We start from the raw sequence: 20,678 nt of genomic DNA, 5'->3' as shown, positions 1-20,678 counted from the left end.
AATTTCAGCCAGATACTTATTTAATATGACTAAATTTATCAAGTTAATTTACCTGTTTGAAACGGCATCAAAATTGCTGGTTCTAAACAGCTTAGTTGGCTTTAATCTTCGATTTCCGAGGACTATATTTTTTAACAAGTTGAATGTTTTGTTTCGTCGGGCGGCGTTCGGAAGCATCGACCAGGGCCGAAAGTGCACGCGCATAATCCAGAACCAGTCCAGGGGTCCAAGCCATGGATTCTGCACGTTTGCGCATCAATCCAGCTGCCCACAATTCTGGAAAGGCGAGGGCCTTTAGCGCTTTGAAGACGGGCCATTGATGGTCTCTATAAACACCTTCAACCGCAGCATCCAGCGCATCGGCCACAGCACTGGAACAGTTTCTATTGGTTAGATTGTAGGTATCATTTGCGCGGTAGTGCTTCCAAAAGGTTCGCAAACGTCTGGAATCAATATTCTTGATGACAACCTGAACGGTTGAAGGGCACCAATCATTGGATTCAAATTCATAGCTCGGAAGGAAGCGTCCCGGGACATTATTGTCTGCCGTGGCTCTTAATGTTCGGCTAAACTCATCAGGATTGCGATCAATTTCAGAGGCTGGATAATGGCTAATATAAAGATCAGGCTCCATTTCCAATGCAGCGTGTCCGGTGGATATGGCGCCTTTGCTATCCACCGCTGCAATGTATCGATTGATTGCGCGCTGGCGTAGAGTTGTCATCGCAGTGCCGGTTGGCGTCCAAACATGAACGGTCAAATGCTTACGATTTTTCGAGACTCGCTTTCGATAAAGTTCTGCCGCGCGATGGCTAAATGGATTTCTACTCAGAATATTCGTCAGTGAGGCACCATTTTCGAGGCGCTTTATCCGGAAGGCGATGTTTAAAAGGCCGATGCCGGTCAACACGAGAACTGCACCAACATTTGTGCCAACTGTTCCTTCGTACCACGTCGGCCACGGTTGCAGTGTGAATATCGCGATTAAAACTTCGACCGCGCCGCCGATGAGTCCAATCTTCCAGCGCGGATATCGGACAACCCAGGCACTGCCGATGCGCACAATTCCATCAACCAGAAAGCAAAAGCCGAATAGCACCGCGAGCGCGAAGTTGCTTGCTGGCGTAGAGCTTAAGATTAATATGCTGACACCGAGAAGTGCTACGCCTTGCACGATTCGCATTCTACGCGCTGTGCCATAACTCGCAACGGCTGCAACAAGGCATAGGGCAGCCTCTGGCAATAGAAAATAACCGAAAAGACGGGCTGATATTACTGTCTTTCCATCCAGCGCGTCGATTATTATAAGCGAACCGCCGATGATCCAGATAATGGATATAGCGAGTAGGGTTCTCCAATGCCGCTGGATAATCTCCCGACCAAGCAGAAGAAATAATATGCGTATCACTCCAGCCCCCCGAAAAAACAGTCTACAAGACTTTATTAGACGGATTGCATATTCAGTTTCAATGCAAATAAAGTTATATAAGCCTTATAATTAATTAAAATCTTTTCTTAGTTTTTTGGCTTATTTTTTGAAAATCCCAAAAATAAACCCCGCAACGCGCGGGGTATTTATAGTCCACTTTCTGGCTTTAAGTGATTGCCCTTCCAAGCCATATAAGTATGCAAGCTCCTATGAAACCTGACACCAGATATCCAAGCCAACCGCCAAATGAAACACCGACAAATCCAAATATAAAGCTCGCGATTGCGGCACCGATAATGCCAAGAACGATGTTCATGAATATGCCAGTATCACTATTCATGAAGTTCGAAGCTATCCAGCCTGCTAGCCCTCCAATGATGATTGCGGCGATCCAACCCACACCTGCATCACTCATTTCGTAAACTCCCTTAAGCATGAGTATATAGACAACGATATGGTTCAACGGCTCATTTTGGCAAGGGTAGGCAGCATGTTATATTTCTTGAATTTGCTTGCATGTATTAAAAAAAATAATATGAAATAAATCGCTTTATAATCTTCCCTTGAGTTGCGTTAATTTTGAAAACTCTTGTAAAAATTAATATAGGAATAATGATAATGCGCTTCTCTTGATGGATTTGATTTATTTATCAAGTGAAGCGCATTTACATATATATAGTCTATTTATTTTATCGCTTGATCGCGAATTTCTAACGTTCGGCGTCGCAGCATTTCGCGCATTGATGTGGTGCGAAGGCTCGCTTGCTCATCGAGGATGTCGCTTTTCTGCCAAATTCCATATTTCTCTCGAAAGTAATCGATTACCTTCAAATCAGCGTCGACGCGGTCATGTCCTTCTTGAACAAGATTGAGGAGGGCATCAACTTTGCTCCCCCCGCCTTCAGATAGCTTTTTACGGCGGCCTGTGTTCCAAATAGGGATACCTACACGTTCGAGGTGGCCTGAGATCCAAGGGTCGTCAACTGTCCACATCACGTCTGGAATATCGTAGAATAGTTCATCGAACCATTCAGGACGCACCAAGACGCCGGCAAATCCCGAAATCTGATCAATATATCCGCTACTGGACAGGTTGGGTTTCACTGTGAATAAGCTCAATATGCGCTTCGCACGGTACAGAAAATCTTTTTTCTTCCAACGGCTGCGTGGAAGCCTGTCTTTCGGCCGGGCACTATCGGCGATGTCAGGGAAAGTTTCTCCTACTTCGACAATGCATGTATTCGGCTTTTGCTGGGATTCTGTTTTAAAACGCTTATGCCATCCACGATCATAAATTTTATCATCATCACAGAAAAGCAGATCGACCGCATGCCCTTTTAGGTCGCGAGCGGCAGGTAGAATTTTCGTTGCCGGTCCATAATCTTTGTCGCACCGGTGGATTTCGATCCCCGCTGGTACCGATGGTAATTGTCCGTTCCATTCAGGAAAGCGACGGTATTGATGCGGGATATAAATCCTGATTTCTGCGGCTTTTAGATTTTGTTGCAGAAGTGATTGGAGTGTGGGCCCCAGCAGTCCAAAGCGGGATGGTATAGTAGACAACGTGATTATGGTTGGTCTGTTCAATTTTTCCTCGGTGAAGTCAATCGCCAATGTTCCTGTTAATATTCACGTTTAAATGTGCAACTTTGGCTGGGCAAGGGCGCGTTCGTCAAAAACTAGCACTGACACTCAAGTTGCGTCGTCCAAACGGCCCAATTGGTGCGAGGCTTTCCGCTGTTGCGCTGGTTTAAATCGGCCGATCATTTCAATGTCTTTCATTTGTTTATTCGCGGATACAGCAATGTATGGGCAGAACTTGGTGTTTCAAGCACCCCATTTGGTGTGCTGGAAACTGCACGCGACCGCCAAAACTGAAACGATAAAGACACCGACTTGTCTCCGTGCCTTTATATATTCTAGCTCGCTGGACGTGGTGGCAAGCCAGCGCGTGAGCGCATTTTCTCATAGAGAGCAGCTGCAATTGGCTCATAGTTTTCATCGAAGTGATGACCGCCAGCGAGCTTCATCAGATCAGCGCCTTTGAGTTCTGGCGCGGTACAAGCAGTATCGTCTTCTTCCTCGCCGTAAACACAGACCACGCGATCAAGCGGGATGGTTGAGATGGCTGGCACGACATCTTTGTCCCCATCCATTCCAAGCCAGCCTTCAATGGAAACCTGAAACGTCGTCGTTGTTTCTACGCCCAAGAGGCCAATCATCTTCGTGCGATCTTGCATGGCCGGGTCCAGATATTTCCACGCGAAGGGAAAGGTATCTGCGCCAAACGAATAGCCCAAAACCGTGACTGGAAGTTTGTTTGTCGGATCAGCTTTCTGGATCATGGCTGTTGTATCACGCGCAATTTCTTCAGGCGTCCGCTCTGACCAGAAATAGCGGAGTGAGTCGACGCCGATAACGTGAACGCCATTTGCTTGCAGCCATTCGCCAATGGATTTGTCGAGATCGCGCCAGCCGCCGTCGCCTGAGTAAAACACCGCAACCATTTCAGCCTTTCCACCTTTGGCTGGAAGGTCAACGATAGGCAGTGCTTCGTTTTTGGCGTCCTGGTCCGCCATGGCAACCACATTGTCGACCGCTATCTTCATACGAGAGGCGAAATCCGGTCCGGATTGCAAGACGGCTACTTTTTTCTGTCGTGCTTCCAATGGATTGTTGACTTGCGAGCCTGCCGGGCCAATCACAAGCGTTGGTGCAGGCATTTTCGCATCATATTCATAAGTGAAACCACCGCCCGGGGCTTTGACGGCGTCCGCTTCCTCCGTGCAAGAGGGCAGCCGGGTTTTTGCCGGCGTTGGGTCGAGAGCGATTGCACCGGCAATCGTGGCATCCGGAGAGTCGGAGGCAGCAGCATAAGCGATTGTGGCGCCCTGTCCAATGCCAGTAACAACCGGGTGGAAGTAGACATCCAGATCCAGCCCGCGCAGCGCTTCCTTAGCAATGGCTTCAAAGTCAGAGTCGAGATAATTGCACTCACCGTCTTCCTTATCGAGTGCTGCCCGCCACGGGCCGAGTTCGACCGGAAGCACGATGATGTTTCGGGCAAGCATCGCATCCATATAGCTGCGCTCATTATCGCCGATGCCGTTTTCGTCGCTCAGCAATATGGAGAGCCCGACCGGATCTCCTTTCGGCATATAGACCGGAATGTTTGAAAGTCGCTCTGCACTGGCATGGATGACGGGCTCGTCAGCATTGAAGAACTGTGCCCAATGACGAGCGATCTTGCCCGAATGCATTGCAGCATAAGCACCTGCTGCACCAAGCAGCGCCAGTCCGAAGACTGTCAAAAGAATGCGTCGCTTCTTCATTTGCGGATAAACTCCAGAGGGCTGCCGTTAATCAGGGTTGTTGCATCGATAAGTGCACGCGGTGTTTCAAGCCCGCCGGGACAAACCATATAATGCGGTGTCCAGACGGGATCGAATTTTTCCTTGAAGGCTTTAAGACCATCAAAGTGATAAAGATCAGCGCCTCGCCGGTAGATGAAAGAGCCGAAACGGTTCCACCGTGAAGCCAGTCTGCTGCGGTTTAGGCCTGAGAGCGGGGCGGCACCCAGATTGAACCATTTGTAGCCCTGATCTTTGCTATACATGAGCAGTTTGGCAAAAAGTGCGTCCATCAGCAACTTATGCACATTCGGCATGTAACGCATGAGATCGACGGTGATTTCATATTTGTCAGCTCCGCGCCAAAGATTGGCAAAGGCGACAATCTCACCGTCTTTTTTGAGGACGGCAACATCGAAGCGCTTCATGTAATCATTGTCGAAATAGCCAAGCGAAAAGCCTTTTTCGCTGCCAGACTTATGGTCCAGCCATGCATCAGAGATTTCGCGCAGACGTGGCACGAGTGGCGGCACGTCTTTCACGTCGATGACTTCAAAAGTCAGCCCGTCCTTGTCAACCTTACGATCCGCATAACGGAATGGTTGCCTGCGCGGACCTTCCAAAGAAAAGTCTGCAAGGTTTACGCGCGCAACTTCGCCCAGCTTGAGGGCAACAAGCCCCATATCAAGAAATAGCGGCAGGCTTTGTGGACCAACTCCGTAAAATACTGTGCGAAGCGCCATTTTGTCTGCAAGACTATGGAATGCCCATGCGAGGTCTTTGCCGCTTTGCGCTGCGCCGATAGGTTCGCCCAAGGCAATAAGGCTTCCGCCTGATTGCGCATACATGATGAAGGCGCTGTCGTCGGGTGCCAGCAAGAATTGCTTGTCGCCCAGCATAGCAAGTGCCGCATCGGTATGTGGACATTCCGCGACGAGTGATGGAACTGCATCGGGGATTGAATAGTCGCGTTTGCGCTTACGCTGGCTATGACGGTTGATGATTGAATGCAGACCAAATGCTGCGACAACAGCAAAGACCAGAACTGTTGCGCGCAAGAAGCGCGGCGCATTATCGTTCCACGCGAAATCCCACCATAAATTGTTGGAGTATTCGACATGGCGATAGACGAAGAAGCCGAGCCATGTTGAGACAATCACCGTCGTGCCGACTGAAGCAATCCAGCTCCAGCTCAATTCAAAGGGGCCAGAAATAGGACGCCGATAGAAGGAGTCCCGAAACCCCCAAAGAGCCAGCGCAAAGACGCAGAGAATGCTTGCTTCTTCCCAGTCGAGCCCCTTGGCAATCGAGAAAACAGCACCAAACAGGAGAAGAACGATCGCCGCAATCCATGCGCGCTCAAGGCGTTTGAACAAGCCACGTGCGACAATGAGCAGAGCAACACCAACAAGACTGGCGGCAAGATGCGATGTCTCGACAAAAAACTCCGGAACAATGCCCGAAAGGATTTTGACGCGATAGCGCATATCGGGTGTTGCGCCCGACACCAGCAGGATAATGCCGCCAAGGAAGATAATGCTGGCGGAAAGCCCCGGTATCAGCGGCTCGACAAGGCGCTTGGCAAATTTGGCCTGTCGCCCAAGCATTTGTCCGCGGCGCATCGCTTCCCAGATCAGCAGGCCAATCGTCGAAACTACGAGCGGCATCACTGTATAAATGACGCGGTAGGCCAGCAGACCGGCAATCGCCTGCGGATTATCGCCAATCCCCAGACCCGCGATGATGGTCGCTTCAAAGGCACCAAGACCGCCCGGCGCATGACTTGCGATACCAAGAACAATCGCAATTACGTAAACGAGTGAGAAAACTGCGAAGCTTGGAACAGCATCCTGAGGCATCAGAACGTAAAGCGTTGCTGCCGCAGCACCAACATCGACGAGGCCAGCGAGAATTTGTGTGATTGCGCCCTTTGAGTTTGGCAATCGCAGATTTATTGAGCCGATGCGCAGCGTACGTTGTCCATGGGAAAGCCAGTAGATGAGCCAGGCGATCCCACCGAGAATAATAATACCCGCGACGATATCAATTCGGGGATCAATAGTCGAAATCCACGGTACATCCTGTGGATCGATCAGAAGGGCGGCCCCTACCATGATGATGAGCGCAAACCAGATTGCAAACCATGAAGTGCCAACGATCTTGCCAATGTCGGCCAGACTGATACCTTCAGCTGCATAAATACGGTAGCGAAGTGCCCCGCCTGTCAGCAGCGAAAAACCAATGGCGTTTGAGATCGCATAGCCGGCGGCACCCGCAACCGCAGCGATGCGGCGGGGAATCTGATTGGGTGCGATGGTGTCGACCGCAACGACGTCGTAAAGTGCAACTGCCGCATAGCTGAGCATCGTAAACAGGGCCGCAAGGCCGATGGTGGTCCATGGCATTTCATGGAATGCATCAAGCGTCTCTTTGCGCGAGGTGTTTTGAAGTAGATTACCGAGAACATAAATCGCCAGCAGCGCGATTGCGATGCCCGCGATTGGAAACAAAAAGTGCTGGTACCGTTTCAGCCAGCCGAAAAATGACCTCTTTGGGGGCTGAGCTGAAGAAGGTTCTTTATCGTCAATTAAGCTCATCGGAGCGCTGTCCAGTCTGGAGCAATCTAAAATCTGGCAAATGATCCCGCTTTGGGGCGAACTTGTGTTCGAATGATATGCGGTATTAAAAATATTTAAATTAATGTCGCAGCAGCGTTATAAGGCCAGTAAACTGCGGTCACCGCAAGTGCTCTGGACAAAACAAATATTTTTCAGGTTTGTTCAAAAACAAATGAATAGAGTAATTTATCTGTATCAGATAAGAACCGATTTATGTGAAGAATGAGGTTTTAGTGCTTAGTGTTTCTTATTTAACAGCAGCCGGGGCAGGGGCATTGTCATTTCTTTCGCCCTGTGTATTGCCGTTGGTCCCGCCATATCTTTGTTACATGGCAGGTGTAAGCGTTGAAGATTTTCGCGCGGAAAAAGAAGCGCGAGTCGCTGCGGCACCAAACCATCGCCGCTCACTTGCTTTTGCAGCTATTTGCTTTGTTCTTGGCTTTACCACTGTTTTTGTAGCCCTTGGTGCCGGTGCATCATCGATTGGCGCATTCCTGCGTATGTGGCAGCAGGAAATCGCAATGGTTGCAGGCATTGTCATTATACTGATGGGCCTCAACTTCCTCGGCGTTCTTCGCTTTTCATTTCTTTCGCGCGAAGCACGTTTTCAGGCGCGTAGTGCGCCTGCAACGCCATTGGGCGCTTATGTCATGGGGCTGGCTTTTGCCTTTGGCTGGACACCGTGCATCGGTCCGGTGCTGGGGCCAATTCTCACTTTAGCAGGCGGTAGCAGCACTGTCGGTGAAGGCGCTGCACTGCTGGCAGTCTATTCGCTTGGCCTTGGTATTCCGTTTTTGATTGCTGCTCTTTTCTCTGGTGCATTCATGCGATTTTTGTCGCGCTTCCGTGTGCATCTCGGCAAGGTTGAGAAGGTAATGGGTGTGCTTCTAATCCTTGCCGGTATTCTGTTTCTGACGGGCGGGATGCAGTCTTTCTCATTCTGGCTTCTTGAAACGTTCCCGGCATTGGGCAGACTTGGATAACGAGCCGTAAGCTTCCATATACGCTTTGATGCTATTGAGCAGAGAAGCCTTCAATCATTCTGGACGATAAAATGACCGACCGTACCTGCCTTTCCATCGTGCTTGCCGCTGGCGAAGGCACACGTATGAAATCGAACCTGCCAAAAGTTCTGCATCAGGTGGCTGGCCTGCCGCTGGTCTCTCACGTGGTCAAAGCTGTGCAAGGCACTGGTAAAAGCGACGTAGCGCTGGTCGTTGGACGTGGTGCTGATGAAGTACGCGGCGCGGTCGAAAAAGTTGCCGATGCTGTTTCTGCTTTTGAGCAGAAAGAACGGCTTGGTACGGCGCATGCGGTTCTGGCCGCACGCGAAGCGATTGAACGCGGATATGATGATCTGCTGATCGTATTTGGCGATACGCCGCTGATCGAAGCGCATTCATTGCAGGCCGCACGCAATAAGCTTGCGGAAGGCGCAGATGTTGTTGTTATCGGTTTCCGTCCTGAAAGCCCGCACGGTTATGGTCGTTTGATTGAAGAAGGCGGCAAACTTGTCGCCATTATCGAAGAAAAAGAAGCAACCGACGAGCAGAAGGAAATCGGCTTCTGCAATGGCGGCTTGATGGCAGTTCGGGGTGCGCACGCACTTTCATTGCTCGATGCGGTTGATAACAAAAACGCCAAGGGTGAATATTATCTCACTGACATCGTCGCTCTCGCCCATGGCAAGGGCCTGAATGTTGTAGCGATTGAAGTGCCGGTCGATAATGTGATTGGCATCAACAATCGCGCAGAGCTTTCTGTTGCGGAAAACATCTGGCAGAATCGTAAGCGTCAGGAAATGATGCTGGCCGGTGTGACGTTGATCGCTCCTGAAACCGTGTTCTTCTCGCACGATACGCTGGTCGAAGCTGATGTAATTATTGAGCCGAATGTATTCTTCGGACCAAACGTGCATGTCGCATCGGGCGCGTTGATCCATGCTTTTTCGCATATTGAAGGCGCAAAGATTGGTGTCAACGCAGAGATTGGACCGTTTGCGCGCTTGCGTCCCGGTGCAAATCTTGGCGAAAAATCAAAAGTTGGCAATTTCTGCGAAGTGAAAAATGCAGAAGTCGGCAAGGGCGCAAAGATCAACCATCTCACCTATATCGGCGATGCGGTGGTTGGAGCATCCAGCAATATCGGCGCAGGTACGATCACCTGCAATTACGACGGCTATAACAAGTATAAAACCGTGATCGGCGAAAACGCATTTGTTGGATCCAACAGCTCGCTTGTTGCGCCGGTATCAATTGGCAACAATGCCTATATTGCGTCTGGTAGCACGATCACGGATGATGTGCCTGCCGACGCTTTGGCTTTTGGTCGCGCACGACAGGAAACGAAAGAAGGTCGTGGAAAGCTGCTGCGTGAGAAGTACGCTGCCATCAAAGCGGCTAAAACGGCAAAGAAATAAAAGACCATTGGATGACAATAGCGGCAATCCTCCGGGTTGCCGTTCTGCTTTATAAGTTTTAAATCGCAGCTATATGCGTGAATCTTGGATTTGGAGCACTCTATGTGTGGAATTATCGGCATCATCGGCAATGACGAAGTTGCACCGCGTCTGGTTGATGCGCTGAAGCGGCTTGAATATCGCGGCTATGATTCCGCTGGTATTGCTACGCTGCTGGGTGGAAAGCTTGACCGCCGTCGCGCGGAAGGCAAGCTGGTCAATCTGGAAAAGCGTCTGGCAGGCGAGCCACTTCCGGGCGTGATTGGCATTGGCCATACCCGCTGGGCCACACATGGCAAGCCTGTTGAGCGCAATGCGCATCCGCATATCACGCCACGGTTGGCTGTGGTCCATAACGGCATTATCGAAAATTTTGCCGAACTGCGGGCTATGCTTTCAGCTGAAGGCTACAAGTTTGAGACCGAAACCGATACCGAAGCTGTTGCACATCTCGTGACGCGCGAATTGAATAAGGGCAAATCGCCAGTTGAAGCCGTACGCGATTGTCTGCCATTGTTGCAGGGTGCTTTTGCTCTCGCTTTCCTATTTGAAGGCGATGAAGAAACGCTGATTGGTGCCCGTCAGGGACCACCACTGGCCGTTGGCTATGGTGACGGCGAAATGTTCCTCGGCTCTGACGCTATTGCGCTCTCGCCGTTCACCGATACGATTGCTTATCTTGAAGATGGCGACTGGGCCGTGCTGACCCGCAAGGGCGTGACCGTCTATGACGAGAACAATGTAGAGGTTGAGCGCGCAATTCAGAAGTCGCAGTCAGCCAATATGTTGGTCTCGAAGGGCAATCACCGTCACTTCATGCAGAAAGAGATGTTTGAGCAGCCGGAAGTGATTTCGCACACGCTTGCCAATTATCTCGACTTCACCACCGGTAAGGTGCGTCCGGAAGCAGTCAGCATAGATTTCAGCAAGATTGATCGCTTGACGATTTCTGCCTGCGGCACGGCTTTTTATGCAGCTTCTGTTGGCAAATACTGGTTTGAGCAGATCGCACGTCTGCCAGTCGATAGCGATATTGCTTCGGAATTCCGCTATCGCGAAATGCCGCTTTCAAAAGATTCGCTCGCGATGTTCGTTTCGCAGTCTGGTGAAACGGCGGATACGCTTGCTTCTCTGCGTTATTGCAAGTCGCAGGGCCTGAAGATTGCATCTGTGGTCAATGTCACGGGCTCGACCATTGCCCGTGAATCAGATGCTGTTTTCCCAACGCTTGCCGGGCCCGAAATCGGCGTGGCCTCAACCAAAGCTTTCACCTGCCAGCTTTCCACGATGGCATCGCTCGTCATTGCTGCTGCAAAAGCACGCGGTGCGATTGATGACAAGCGTGAACAGGAGTTGGTGCGGCAGCTCTCCGAAGCACCGCGTTTCATCAATCAGGTTCTGAAGCTTGAAGACCAGATTGCAGCAGTTTGCCACGAGCTGGCCAAGGTCAATCATGTGCTTTATCTCGGTCGCGGAACATCCTTCCCGCTGGCTATGGAAGGCGCGCTGAAGCTCAAGGAAATTTCTTATATCCATGCTGAAGGCTATGCGGCTGGCGAATTGAAGCACGGCCCGATTGCGCTGATCGATGAAACCATGCCGGTTATTGTCATTGCGCCGTCGGATCGTCTTTATGAGAAGACCGTTTCCAATATGCAGGAAGTGGCTGCACGCGGCGGTCGTATCATTCTTATCACCGATAAGAAGGGTGCTGCTTCTGCGAGTATTGATACGATGGCGACCATTGTTTTGCCTGACATGCCGGAGTTCATTACACCGCTGGTTTATGCTCTGCCGATCCAGATGTTGGCCTATCACACAGCGTTGCTGATGGGGACTGACGTTGATCAGCCACGCAATCTGGCGAAGTCGGTGACGGTAGAATAAAAACAGAAATGGCCGCAGCGATGCGGCCATTTTGTTATCGGTTATCCTGCCCGAAGCAACCGGATCGCCTCATCACGCCCGAAGAGATAGAGCAGTACACGCAAAGCTTGCCCACGTTCGCCTTCAAGATCAGGATCGCTCGCCAGAATATAACGCGCATCTTTGCGGGCGATTTCCAGCAAGTCACCATGCGCCTCAATCGAAGCAAGCCGGAAGCCCGGCGTGCCGGATTGACGTGTACCGAGCAGTTCGCCTTCACCACGAAGTTTCAGGTCTTCCTCGGCAATGCGGAAACCATCTTCCGTTTCGCGCATCACTTTGAGCCGCGCCTGCCCGATTTCACCAAGCGGGCCTTTATAAAGCAGAAGACAGGTGGACGGTTTGTCGCCACGACCAACGCGTCCGCGCAGCTGGTGCAATTGAGATAGGCCGAAACGTTCCGCATGTTCGATGACGATGATCGTTGCATCCGGCACATCGACGCCAACCTCAATGACGGTCGTTGCAACAAGAAGCCGCGTTTCTCCTTGCTTGAAAGCGCGCATGGCGTCGTCTTTTTCTGCACCACTCATGCGGCCATGAATGAGGCCGATCTTGTTACCAAACACCGGCTTCAGTGATTCAAAACGTTCTTCGGCAGAAGTCAGTTCAACAAGTTCGGATTCTTCCACCAATGGACAAATCCAGTAGATTTTCTGCCCTTCTTGAATCGCTTTCCGAATGCGCTCAACGAGTTCGTTCATTCGCTCCATTGGTAGAATCGCCGTGGTGATTGGCTGTCGTCCAGCTGGCTTTTCGGTAAGCTTGGATACATCCATATCGCCAAAGGCAGTCAGCACGAGTGTGCGCGGGATCGGCGTTGCCGTCATAACCAGCATATCAGGTGCGGTGCCTTTGGCTGTCAGCATCAAACGCTGATGCACACCAAAGCGATGCTGCTCATCTATAATAACAAAGACGAGATCGTGATATTCGACTTTTTCCTGAAAAAGCGCATGTGTGCCGATGATAATATCGACTTCGCCACTTTTCAGGCCTTCAAGTGTAGCAGTTCGTTCCTTCCCCTTATCACGGCCAGTAAGCAGAGCCACTTTCAGACCGACTTTTTCAGCCAATGGGGCAATCGTTGCAAAGTGTTGTCGCGCCAGCACTTCTGTGGGCGCCATCAATGCAGACTGCCCACCGGATTCAGCTGCATGTGCCATTGATAAAAGGCCAACGATTGTCTTGCCCGAACCCACATCGCCTTGCAAAAGCCGCAGCATACGTTCCGGTGATTTAAGGTCGGTGATGATTTCACGAACTGCCTGATCCTGACCTTTGGTGAGTTTATAGGGTAGATGGCGCATGATTTCAGTCACAATGCGGCCAGTGCCGTCAAGCGGACGTCCTGAAAGTCGGCGCGTTTTAGCTCGCACCAGTGCCAAAGCAAGTTGTCCGGCCAAAAATTCGTCATAGGCCAACCTGCGCCGTGTGATGCCTTCAAGCGCTATATCGCTCGGATCTTCGGGCAGATGCATCGTGTCGAGCGCGTCTTTGAAAGCGGTAAAGCGCTCCCGCGCAATCAGCGGCCCATCGATCCATTCGGGCAGAACAGGCACGCGGGTTAGTGCTTCTTTCATCGCGCGACCAAGCGTTTTCGATGAAAGTCCGGCAGTTAGCGGGTAAACCGGCTCAACCATCGGCAGATTGGCCGCATCCTCTAAGCTGGCGATATAATCGGGATGCACCATTGAAGCGCGTCCGTTAAACCATTCAACCTTGCCTGAAACGATGACAGTTTCGCCTTCGGGCAACGTTTTTTCAAGCCATGGCAGTTGCGCATGGAAAAAGGTGAGGACGATTTCGCCAGTATCATCATGTGCGATCACACGATGCGGGACATTGCCTTTTCCGCGTGGTGGAGGCTGGTGCTGATCGATTTTCACTTCCAGCGTAACAATTGCGCCTTCCTGCGCAAGAGCGATGCCGGGGCGGTTGCGTCGGTCGATAACGCTGTTCGGCGGCAGAAACAGAAGCTGGCCGACTTTGGGTTCAGCTCCCGGTACGTCAGTGCCTAAAAGTTTGCCAAGCAAAGCTGCCACTTTCGGGCCAATACCAGAAAGCGAGCGGACGGAAGCGAAAAATGGATCAAGCACAGACGGACGCATAGCAGGAGCATTAACTGCTTTGCTTTTCTGCGCAAGCCTTTGAAATAGTTTTGTACTATTTTTGTTCTTATTGCGGAAACGGGTTCCCACTTTCGTTCGAGATGCTATATACCGGCGACATATTTGTTAATGGAGCGCTCAAACAATGACTGGCAGCACACTTGCGGCAGGAAAACTTGATGTAAGGCGTCGCAAGCTTCTGTTTCGCGCATGGCATCGTGGTATGCGCGAGATGGATTTGATCCTTGGGCAATATGCCGATCAATATCTTCCAACCTTCACCGATGCACAGCTGGATGAGTTTGAGCAGATTCTTGAGGTGCTCGACCGAGATCTTCTGAAGTGGGTGACAGGCGAAAGCGAAACACCAAAGGAATATGATACGCCGTTGTTTCGAGACATTATCGCTTTCCGTGATCGCATAGAATTCTGAGAATAAGTCGCCATGCCAGTATTCAGCAAGTTTGGTCTTAAAACCGGCCCGAGCGTTAAAAATGGCAAGCATATCGTTATCGACGGCGTTGCCGACGGTTTCGAGGCTTTTTGTCTTGCGCGTTTGGTCGAAGAGATCGGAGAACGCGGGCCTGTCTTGTATATTGTGCGCGATGGCCAGCGCATTGCCGATTTAGAACAAGTGCTGAATTTTGTTTCCCCTGATCTGCCTGTTTTGCACCTGCCGGCATGGGATTGTTTGCCCTATGATCGTGTTTCGCCGGGGGCTGATGCATCGGCGCGCAGGCTCGCAGCACTGGCTGCTTTGGCATCGCTCAAGAAAACGCCGCATCCAGCTGTCATTATCACAACTGCCAACGCTATTCTGCAAAAGCTGCCACCACAGGCGGCAATCGCCGAGCAGGTGATTTCCGCCCGCCCGGGTAATCAGCTCAATATGAATGACCTGAGCGCACGGTTGGAGCGCAATGGTTTTGAACGTGTTTCCACTGTGCGTGACATTGGTGAATATGCAGTTCGCGGTGGCATTCTCGATCTTTATGCGCCGGGTTCAGAAGAGCCGCTGCGGCTGGATTTCTTTGGCGACACACTCGAAACAATTCGCGCGTTCGACCCCGCATCGCAGCGCACAACAGGCGCACGCAAGGAATTCGTGCTTCAGCCTATGAGCGAAATTTCGCTCTCGCCGGATATGATCAGCCGTTTCCGCAAGAATTACGTGGCTATGTTCGGCGCGCCGCAGCGCGATGATGCGCTTTATCAGGCGATTAGCGAAGGCCGCCGCTTTGCAGGCATGGAACATTGGTTGCCACTGTTCTACGATAATCTAGAAACTGTTTTTGATCATGCAGGCGATATGCCGGTGGTGTTCGATCATCTGGTGCATGAAGCGCTGACTGAACGTCATACGATGGTCGTCGATCATTTTGAGTCGCGTCTGCGACAGTCCGAAGGCAAAGAGCCGGGCAGCGATGCCGTCCCGTATAAGCCGGTTAAGCCGGAAGCGCTTTATCTGACGCCCCGCGAAGTTGAAGCAATTGCAGAAACGAATGGTCTGCGGATTGATCTGACACCGTTCGGCACGCCGGAAGTCTCAGGCCGCACGGTTGTTCATGCTGACGTTCATAAAGGTCGCAGTTTTGCAGAAGAGCGAGCTGCGACCGATGTAAACTTGTTTGAAGCGGCGGTTAAATATATCGCCGATCTGCGCGTTGCAGGCAAAAAAGTGTTGATTGCCGCATGGTCGGAAGGATCGCTGGATCGTCTTTTGCAGGTGCTGGACGAGCATGGTCTTGAAAAGATCGAGACGGTGGATCGACTTTCAACGGTCAAAGCACTGTCGCGTGACAAGATCACGGCCGCGGTTCTGGCTGTTGAAAGCGGCTTTGATGCAGGGGATCTCGTTGTCGTTGCCGAACAGGATATTCTGGGCGATCGCCTTGTACGCCGTTCCAAACGCCGCAAACGCGATCAGGATTTCATCTCGGAAGCGGCTTCGCTTTCGGCTGGTGATATCGTGGTTCACGTCGATCACGGTATTGGTCGTTTCGTTGGTCTTAAGACAATTACGGCTGCCGGTGCGCCCCACGACTGTCTTGAAATCCACTATGCTGGCGATGATCGGCTGTTCCTGCCAGTTGAAAATATCGAGCTGCTCTCTCGCTTCGGGTCGGAAGGATCGGAAGCAGTTCTTGATAAGCTTGGCGGCGGCGCATGGCAGATGCGCAAAGCCAAGCTCAAGAAGCGCCTGCTTGAGATTGCCGGTCATCTGATCCAGATTGCAGCTGAACGACAGATGCGTGGCGCTCCCGTCATGCAGCCGCCAGAAGGCCTTTACGCAGAATTCGCAGCGCGTTTTCCTTATGATGAAACCGAAGATCAGCTGCGCGCCATCGATGCCATCACCGACGATCTGGGTGCAGGCAAGCCAATGGATCGCCTCATCTGCGGTGACGTTGGCTTCGGCAAGACGGAAGTTGCATTACGTGCTGCTTTCGTTGCGGCCTTGAGCGGCTTTCAGGTGGCTGTCGTCGTGCCGACCACGCTTCTGTCGCGCCAGCATTTCAAGACTTTCTCGACGCGTTTCCATGGTCTGCCGGTCAATGTCGCGCATGCATCGCGTCTTGTTGGCACCAAAGAGCTGGCTGCTACGAAGAAGGGCCTTGAAGATGGGACCGTTGATATTGTGGTTGGCACCCATGCACTGTTGGGCAACTCTATCAAGATCAGAAACCTCGGTTTGCTTATTATTGACGAAGAGCAGCATTTTGGTGTGAAGCACAAAGAACGGCTCAAGGAACTGAAGTCGGACATTCATGTCCTGACACTTTCGGCTACTCCTATACCGCGCACATTGCAGCTGGCTTTGACTGGCGTGCGCGAGCTTTCACTGATTACCACGCCGCCTGTTGATCGTATGGCTGTGCGAACCTTTGTGTCGCCGTTTGATCCGTTAGTGATCCGCGAAACTTTGCTTCGCGAGCGCTATCGTGGCGGTCAAAGCTTCTATGTTTGCCCGCGCATTGCCGATCTCACAGAGATCGAAGAGTTCCTGAAGGACCATGTGCCAGAACTGAAAGTGGCCGTGGCGCATGGCCAGATGGCGCCGGGTATGCTCGACGACATCATGAATGCCTTCTATGACGGGCAATATGATGTGCTGCTGTCGACGACCATCGTGGAATCGGGCCTCGATATTCCGACGGCCAATACGATGATCGTGCATCGCGCCGATATGTTCGGTTTGGCGCAGCTTTACCAGTTGCGGGGACGTGTTGGCCGCTCTAAGCAGCGTGCGTTCGCGCTGTTCACACTGCCTGCCGGTCGCACGCTGACGCAGACTGCCGAGCGCCGCCTGAAGGTTCTGCAATCGCTTGATACACTTGGCGCGGGCTTCCAGCTTGCAAGCCATGACATGGATATTCGCGGTGCGGGCAATCTGCTTGGCGAAGAACAATCCGGTCACATCAAGGAAGTGGGCTTCGAGCTTTATCAGCAAATGCTGGAGGAAGCTGTTGCTACGCTTAAAGGTACCATTGAAGTCGAAGACAGTCAGTGGTCACCGCAGATTGCAATCGGTACGGCTGTGATGATTCCGGAAGCCTATGTGCCGGATCTGCAATTGCGTCTTGGACTGTATCGTCGTCTGGCCGATCTTGCTCAGCCGCAGGAAATCGATGCATTCGGCGCAGAGCTGATTGATCGTTTCGGCCCGATGCCGGAAGAAGTGCAGCATCTGCTGAAAATCGTATATATCAAAGCACTCTGTCGCCGCGCCAACGTCGAGAAGCTCGATGCAGGTCCAAAGGGCGTGGTTATCCAGTTCCGCAATGCGACGTTTAACAATCCGGTCGGGCTGGTGAAGATGATCGGTGAACACGGTTCTATGGCCAAAATCCGGCCCGATCAGAGCATTGTTTTCATTCGGGATTGGTCCACGCCGGAGAAGCGGTTGAATGGTTCGGCAGTTATTATGACTCAGCTTGCGAAGATTGCGGCGGGTTAACCCGCCGTTGATCCGTTTTACCGATCTTCTGAAATACCCGGTTCAAATCCTTCTGCGGTCTGCTGAATGGCATCGGCAAGGGCTGAAGCTGACTGTGCACCCATGACGGCATATTTCTGATCGATGATGAAACAAGGTACGCCGCGCACACCAATGCGATTGGCGGTGTCGATTTCTTCGCGGATAGCATCCTTGTCGGCGTCGCTTTGCAAAAGTCTTGCGACGATGGGCGCTTCCATGCCGACACTTGCAGCAGCATCAACTAGCACATCGTGGTCGCCAATATCCTGACCTTGCTCAAAATAGAGCGAGAACAGTCTGCCGACTAGTTTGTCTTGCAATCCCGGACCAGCCTGTGCGGCCCAATGGATTATGCGATGTGCATCAAGCGTATTGGGCGCACGGGTGATTGCGTCAAAATCAAAAACGATGTCGTTTTCTTCGCCAAGCTCCACAAGCTGTTTGTGAATGTCGTCAATCTTAGAGCCTGTACCGAATTTTTCGCGCATATAGGCCTGGCGATCCTTGCCTTGTGCAGGAATTGCCGGGTCTAGCTGGTAAGGACGCCAGCGCACTTCAGCATCAACCTCAGGCGCTAATTCAAGTGCCTGTTCAAGTCTTTTCTTGCCTACGAAACACCAGGGGCAGACGACGTCAGAGACAACGTCGATGGTGATTTTTCTTCCGGTCATGAGGTGCTCCGTTCGGCAAGCAGGAGAACCATCCTCCCGCTTGCATAGCTCTTACTCTAAAAATGTAGGGTGATTTACAACCTGTTCAACTGGAATCAAGGAGTGAATTTCCACCACGTCGGCAATTGATAACCGTATAGCGGAGTTTTTTCCGGATGACCGATCTGATCCCAGCGCGCAACCCACTGATAAGGCAGATAATACAGGGGAATGTAGTAATTGCCTGATATGAGAATGCGGTCGAGTGCACGCACGGCACTAACGAAATCCTCACGCTCACGCGCTGCGAGCATCGCTTCGATCATGGCATCCACCGCTGGATCTGCGACGCCCGGGTAGTTGAAGCTCCCCTGTGCATCACGCGATGCAGAACCCCAGCGCTGCCATTGCTCATTGCCGGGGGAAAGAGAGCCAGTCAAAGCTCCAAGGATCATGTCATAATCGAAGGTTTGCAGCCGCTGCTGGTATTGTGCATCGTCGGCGCTTCTGATTGCCACATCAATGCCAAGACGTGCAAGATTGCGCTTATAGGCCAGCGCTACTTTTTCCTCATCTGGCGAACGCGTCATGATTTCAAACTGCAAAGGCTTGCCGGACGGGTCGATTGCTTTGCCGTGTTCAAAAGAAAAGCCAGCTTCCGTTAGAAGCTCATAAGCCTGCTTGGCCGGTCCGCGGTCATGTCCCGTTCCATCGGTAATAGAAGGATGCCAAGCGCCTTCCATGACGTCGTTGCGCACCGCGTTTGGAAAAGGGGCGAGTAATTCACGTTCACGCGCATCGGCGGGCTTACCAATGGAAGATAGCTCCGAACCTTCCCAGAAGCTCTGCAATCGCTTGTACTGATCGGCAAAAAGATTTCGGTTAGCCCATTCGAAATCAAACAGAAGGCTGAGTGCTTGTCTGACACGCGGATCTTCAAACACTGCGCGTCGCGTGTTGAAGACAAATCCCAGCATGTTGGCTGGCGTGCCTTTTTCAAAATTTTCCTTAACGACTTTGCCCTGTTCCACGGCGGGGAAATTATAAGATTTTTCCCAGCGGGTTGGGTTTGCGTCAATGAAAACGTCAAGAAGCCCCTTCTTGAAAGACTCAAACAACGCGGTCTCATTGCGATAATACTCGATGCTGAATATATCGAAATTATCGAAGCCACGTCGGACGGCCAGGTCTTTGCCCCAATAATCGGAATTATGTTTGTAAATGATCCGCTGGCCGGGTTGGACGCTCGACACAATATAAGGCCCACTGCCAACAGGTGGTTTAAGCGTGGAATTACCAAAGGTAGCCGGATCAATGGCGTGCTTTGGCAGAACGGGCATCGTTCCGGCAATCAGCATCGGAAATTCACGATCAGATTGCTCATTAAAATTAAATCGCACAGAGCGTTCGCCGGTCTTTTCGATCTTGTCGATGCGGCTCATGCGATTGTTGAAGGGCGGGCGGCCCTTTTCAGTGAGAATCTCATAGGTGAAGAGCACGTCATCCACAGTGACAGGCTCGCCATCAGACCATTTGGCTTTTGGATTAAGGGTGAATTCGACCCATTTGCGTTCAGGGTCAACGGCGACTTTCTCTGCTAACAATCCATAAAGCGTGAAAGGTTCATCGCGGGAGCGCTGCATCAGCGTTTCGTAGACAAGATTGCCAAAGTCTTGATCACCAAACAACCCGCGTGCTGTTGTGCGCATGCTTTTCAGCACAAATGGATTGAGGCTATCGAAAGTGCCAACAACGCCCATTCTGAGCGTTCCACCTTTCGGCGCATCGGGGTTGGCGTATGGGAAATGCGTAAAGTCAGCGGGCAGGGCCACATCACCGTGCATTGAAAGTGCGTAATCTGGCGCGGCAGCGGTTTCTGCATGCGTGGGAGCCGTCGCTGTAAAAATGCCGATCAGGCTCGCCAAAGCTGTGGTGCGGAAAAGAGCAAACAATTCAGTCAACTTTCTCGCGTCCTCGTTCAACTTAATTGGTTCATTGTAAATAAGTGTGAGAACTTACATTTGATTCGTATGGCGAAATTAGCATGAACCTTGAACTTGTGCGGATTAAGAGCGTGTCTGGCGCGTGACAGTGCAGATTAAAACAAAAAATATGTCGTATTTTGCTCTTTGATTGCATACGACCATCTGGATTCAT

At 51.5% G+C, this 20,678-nt stretch carries 13 protein-coding genes; 5 read left to right on the top strand and 8 right to left on the bottom strand.

Annotation, left to right across the window (positions count from 1 at the left end; translation table 11 throughout):
- Positions 1-91: 91 nt before the first annotated feature.
- From U2P60_RS06585 to mprF, 5 genes are all read right to left on the bottom strand, one after another.
- Complete coding sequence (locus U2P60_RS06585) at positions 92-907, bottom strand: hypothetical protein (RefSeq protein ID WP_413571899.1); 816 nt, start codon at positions 905-907, stop codon at positions 92-94.
- 688 nt (positions 908-1,595) lie between these two features.
- Positions 1,596-1,844 (bottom strand): GlsB/YeaQ/YmgE family stress response membrane protein, encoded by a 249-nt coding sequence (locus U2P60_RS06580; protein WP_313829856.1) that lies wholly within the window; start codon positions 1,842-1,844, stop codon positions 1,596-1,598.
- Positions 1,845-2,113: 269 nt separating this feature from the next.
- Positions 2,114-3,016, bottom strand: a complete 903-nt coding sequence (locus U2P60_RS06575; protein ID WP_413572012.1) for a glycosyltransferase family 2 protein — start codon at positions 3,014-3,016, stop codon at positions 2,114-2,116.
- Positions 3,017-3,348: 332 nt separating this feature from the next.
- Positions 3,349-4,761: a virulence factor family protein gene (locus U2P60_RS06570; protein ID WP_413571897.1), complete on the bottom strand. Its 1,413-nt coding sequence runs from the start codon at positions 4,759-4,761 to the stop codon at positions 3,349-3,351.
- Complete coding sequence (mprF, locus tag U2P60_RS06565; RefSeq protein WP_413571896.1) at positions 4,758-7,376, bottom strand: bifunctional lysylphosphatidylglycerol flippase/synthetase MprF; 2,619 nt, start codon at positions 7,374-7,376, stop codon at positions 4,758-4,760. The genes U2P60_RS06570 and mprF overlap by 4 nt, the downstream gene beginning before the upstream one ends.
- Before the next feature lie 254 nt (positions 7,377-7,630).
- Here mprF and U2P60_RS06560 point away from each other — a divergent pair, with 254 nt between their 5' ends.
- The 3 genes from U2P60_RS06560 (at position 7,631) to glmS (ending at position 11,742) form a co-directional block, all read left to right on the top strand.
- A complete protein-coding gene (locus U2P60_RS06560; RefSeq protein WP_413571895.1) occupies positions 7,631-8,380 on the top strand; it encodes a cytochrome c biogenesis CcdA family protein in 750 nt (249 codons plus the stop codon).
- Between the two features lie 71 nt (positions 8,381-8,451).
- Positions 8,452-9,816 carry a bifunctional UDP-N-acetylglucosamine diphosphorylase/glucosamine-1-phosphate N-acetyltransferase GlmU gene (glmU, locus tag U2P60_RS06555; RefSeq protein WP_413571893.1) on the top strand — a complete coding sequence of 455 codons (1,365 nt, stop codon included), beginning with the start codon at positions 8,452-8,454 and terminating at the stop codon, positions 9,814-9,816.
- A gap of 102 nt (positions 9,817-9,918) precedes the next feature.
- Positions 9,919-11,742, top strand: a complete 1,824-nt coding sequence (gene glmS, locus U2P60_RS06550) for a glutamine--fructose-6-phosphate transaminase (isomerizing) (RefSeq protein ID WP_413571892.1) — start codon at positions 9,919-9,921, stop codon at positions 11,740-11,742.
- A gap of 41 nt (positions 11,743-11,783) precedes the next feature.
- Here glmS and recG read toward each other — a convergent pair whose 3' ends face one another.
- Entirely contained in the window at positions 11,784-13,892 is a 2,109-nt protein-coding gene (gene recG, locus U2P60_RS06545; protein ID WP_413571891.1) for an ATP-dependent DNA helicase RecG, read from the bottom strand.
- Between the two features lie 145 nt (positions 13,893-14,037).
- Between recG and U2P60_RS06540 the strand changes: the two genes are divergently transcribed.
- On the top strand, positions 14,038-14,325 hold the full coding sequence (locus tag U2P60_RS06540) for a succinate dehydrogenase assembly factor 2 (RefSeq protein ID WP_413571890.1): 288 nt from the start codon (positions 14,038-14,040) through the stop codon (positions 14,323-14,325).
- A gap of 12 nt (positions 14,326-14,337) precedes the next feature.
- The gene (mfd, locus tag U2P60_RS06535; RefSeq protein ID WP_413571888.1) at positions 14,338-17,850 is read left to right on the top strand and encodes a transcription-repair coupling factor; all 3,513 of its coding nucleotides are present in this window, start codon (positions 14,338-14,340) and stop codon (positions 17,848-17,850) included.
- Positions 17,851-17,867: 17 nt separating this feature from the next.
- Here the strand turns inward: mfd and U2P60_RS06530 are convergent, their stop codons facing one another.
- Positions 17,868-18,542: a DsbA family protein gene (locus U2P60_RS06530; RefSeq protein ID WP_313829846.1), complete on the bottom strand. Its 675-nt coding sequence runs from the start codon at positions 18,540-18,542 to the stop codon at positions 17,868-17,870.
- 95 nt (positions 18,543-18,637) lie between these two features.
- Positions 18,638-20,365, bottom strand: a complete 1,728-nt coding sequence (locus U2P60_RS06525; RefSeq protein ID WP_413572011.1) for an extracellular solute-binding protein — start codon at positions 20,363-20,365, stop codon at positions 18,638-18,640.
- Positions 20,366-20,678: the final 313 nt, after the last annotated feature.

This window comes from Brucella sp. H1_1004 (assembly GCF_047308065.1).
Taxonomy (GTDB): domain Bacteria; phylum Pseudomonadota; class Alphaproteobacteria; order Rhizobiales; family Rhizobiaceae; genus Brucella; species Brucella pseudogrignonensis_B.
This window is presented reverse-complemented; position numbering and strand designations above follow the sequence as displayed.

Coding starts and splice junctions, on each gene's coding strand:
- U2P60_RS06525 (WP_413572011.1), bottom strand. CDS start 20,365: ATGCACGGTGATGTGGCCCTGCCCGCTGACTTTACGCATTTCCCATAC.
- U2P60_RS06570 (WP_413571897.1), bottom strand. CDS start 4,761: ATGAAGAAGCGACGCATTCTTTTGACAGTCTTCGGACTGGCGCTGCTT.
- glmU (WP_413571893.1), top strand. CDS start 8,452: ATGACCGACCGTACCTGCCTTTCCATCGTGCTTGCCGCTGGCGAAGGC.
- U2P60_RS06580 (WP_313829856.1), bottom strand. CDS start 1,844: ATGAGTGATGCAGGTGTGGGTTGGATCGCCGCAATCATCATTGGAGGG.
- U2P60_RS06530 (WP_313829846.1), bottom strand. CDS start 18,542: ATGACCGGAAGAAAAATCACCATCGACGTTGTCTCTGACGTCGTCTGC.
- glmS (WP_413571892.1), top strand. CDS start 9,919: ATGTGTGGAATTATCGGCATCATCGGCAATGACGAAGTTGCACCGCGT.
- recG (WP_413571891.1), bottom strand. CDS start 13,892: ATGCGTCCGTCTGTGCTTGATCCATTTTTCGCTTCCGTCCGCTCGCTT.
- U2P60_RS06540 (WP_413571890.1), top strand. CDS start 14,038: ATGACTGGCAGCACACTTGCGGCAGGAAAACTTGATGTAAGGCGTCGC.
- mfd (WP_413571888.1), top strand. CDS start 14,338: ATGCCAGTATTCAGCAAGTTTGGTCTTAAAACCGGCCCGAGCGTTAAA.
- mprF (WP_413571896.1), bottom strand. CDS start 7,376: ATGAGCTTAATTGACGATAAAGAACCTTCTTCAGCTCAGCCCCCAAAG.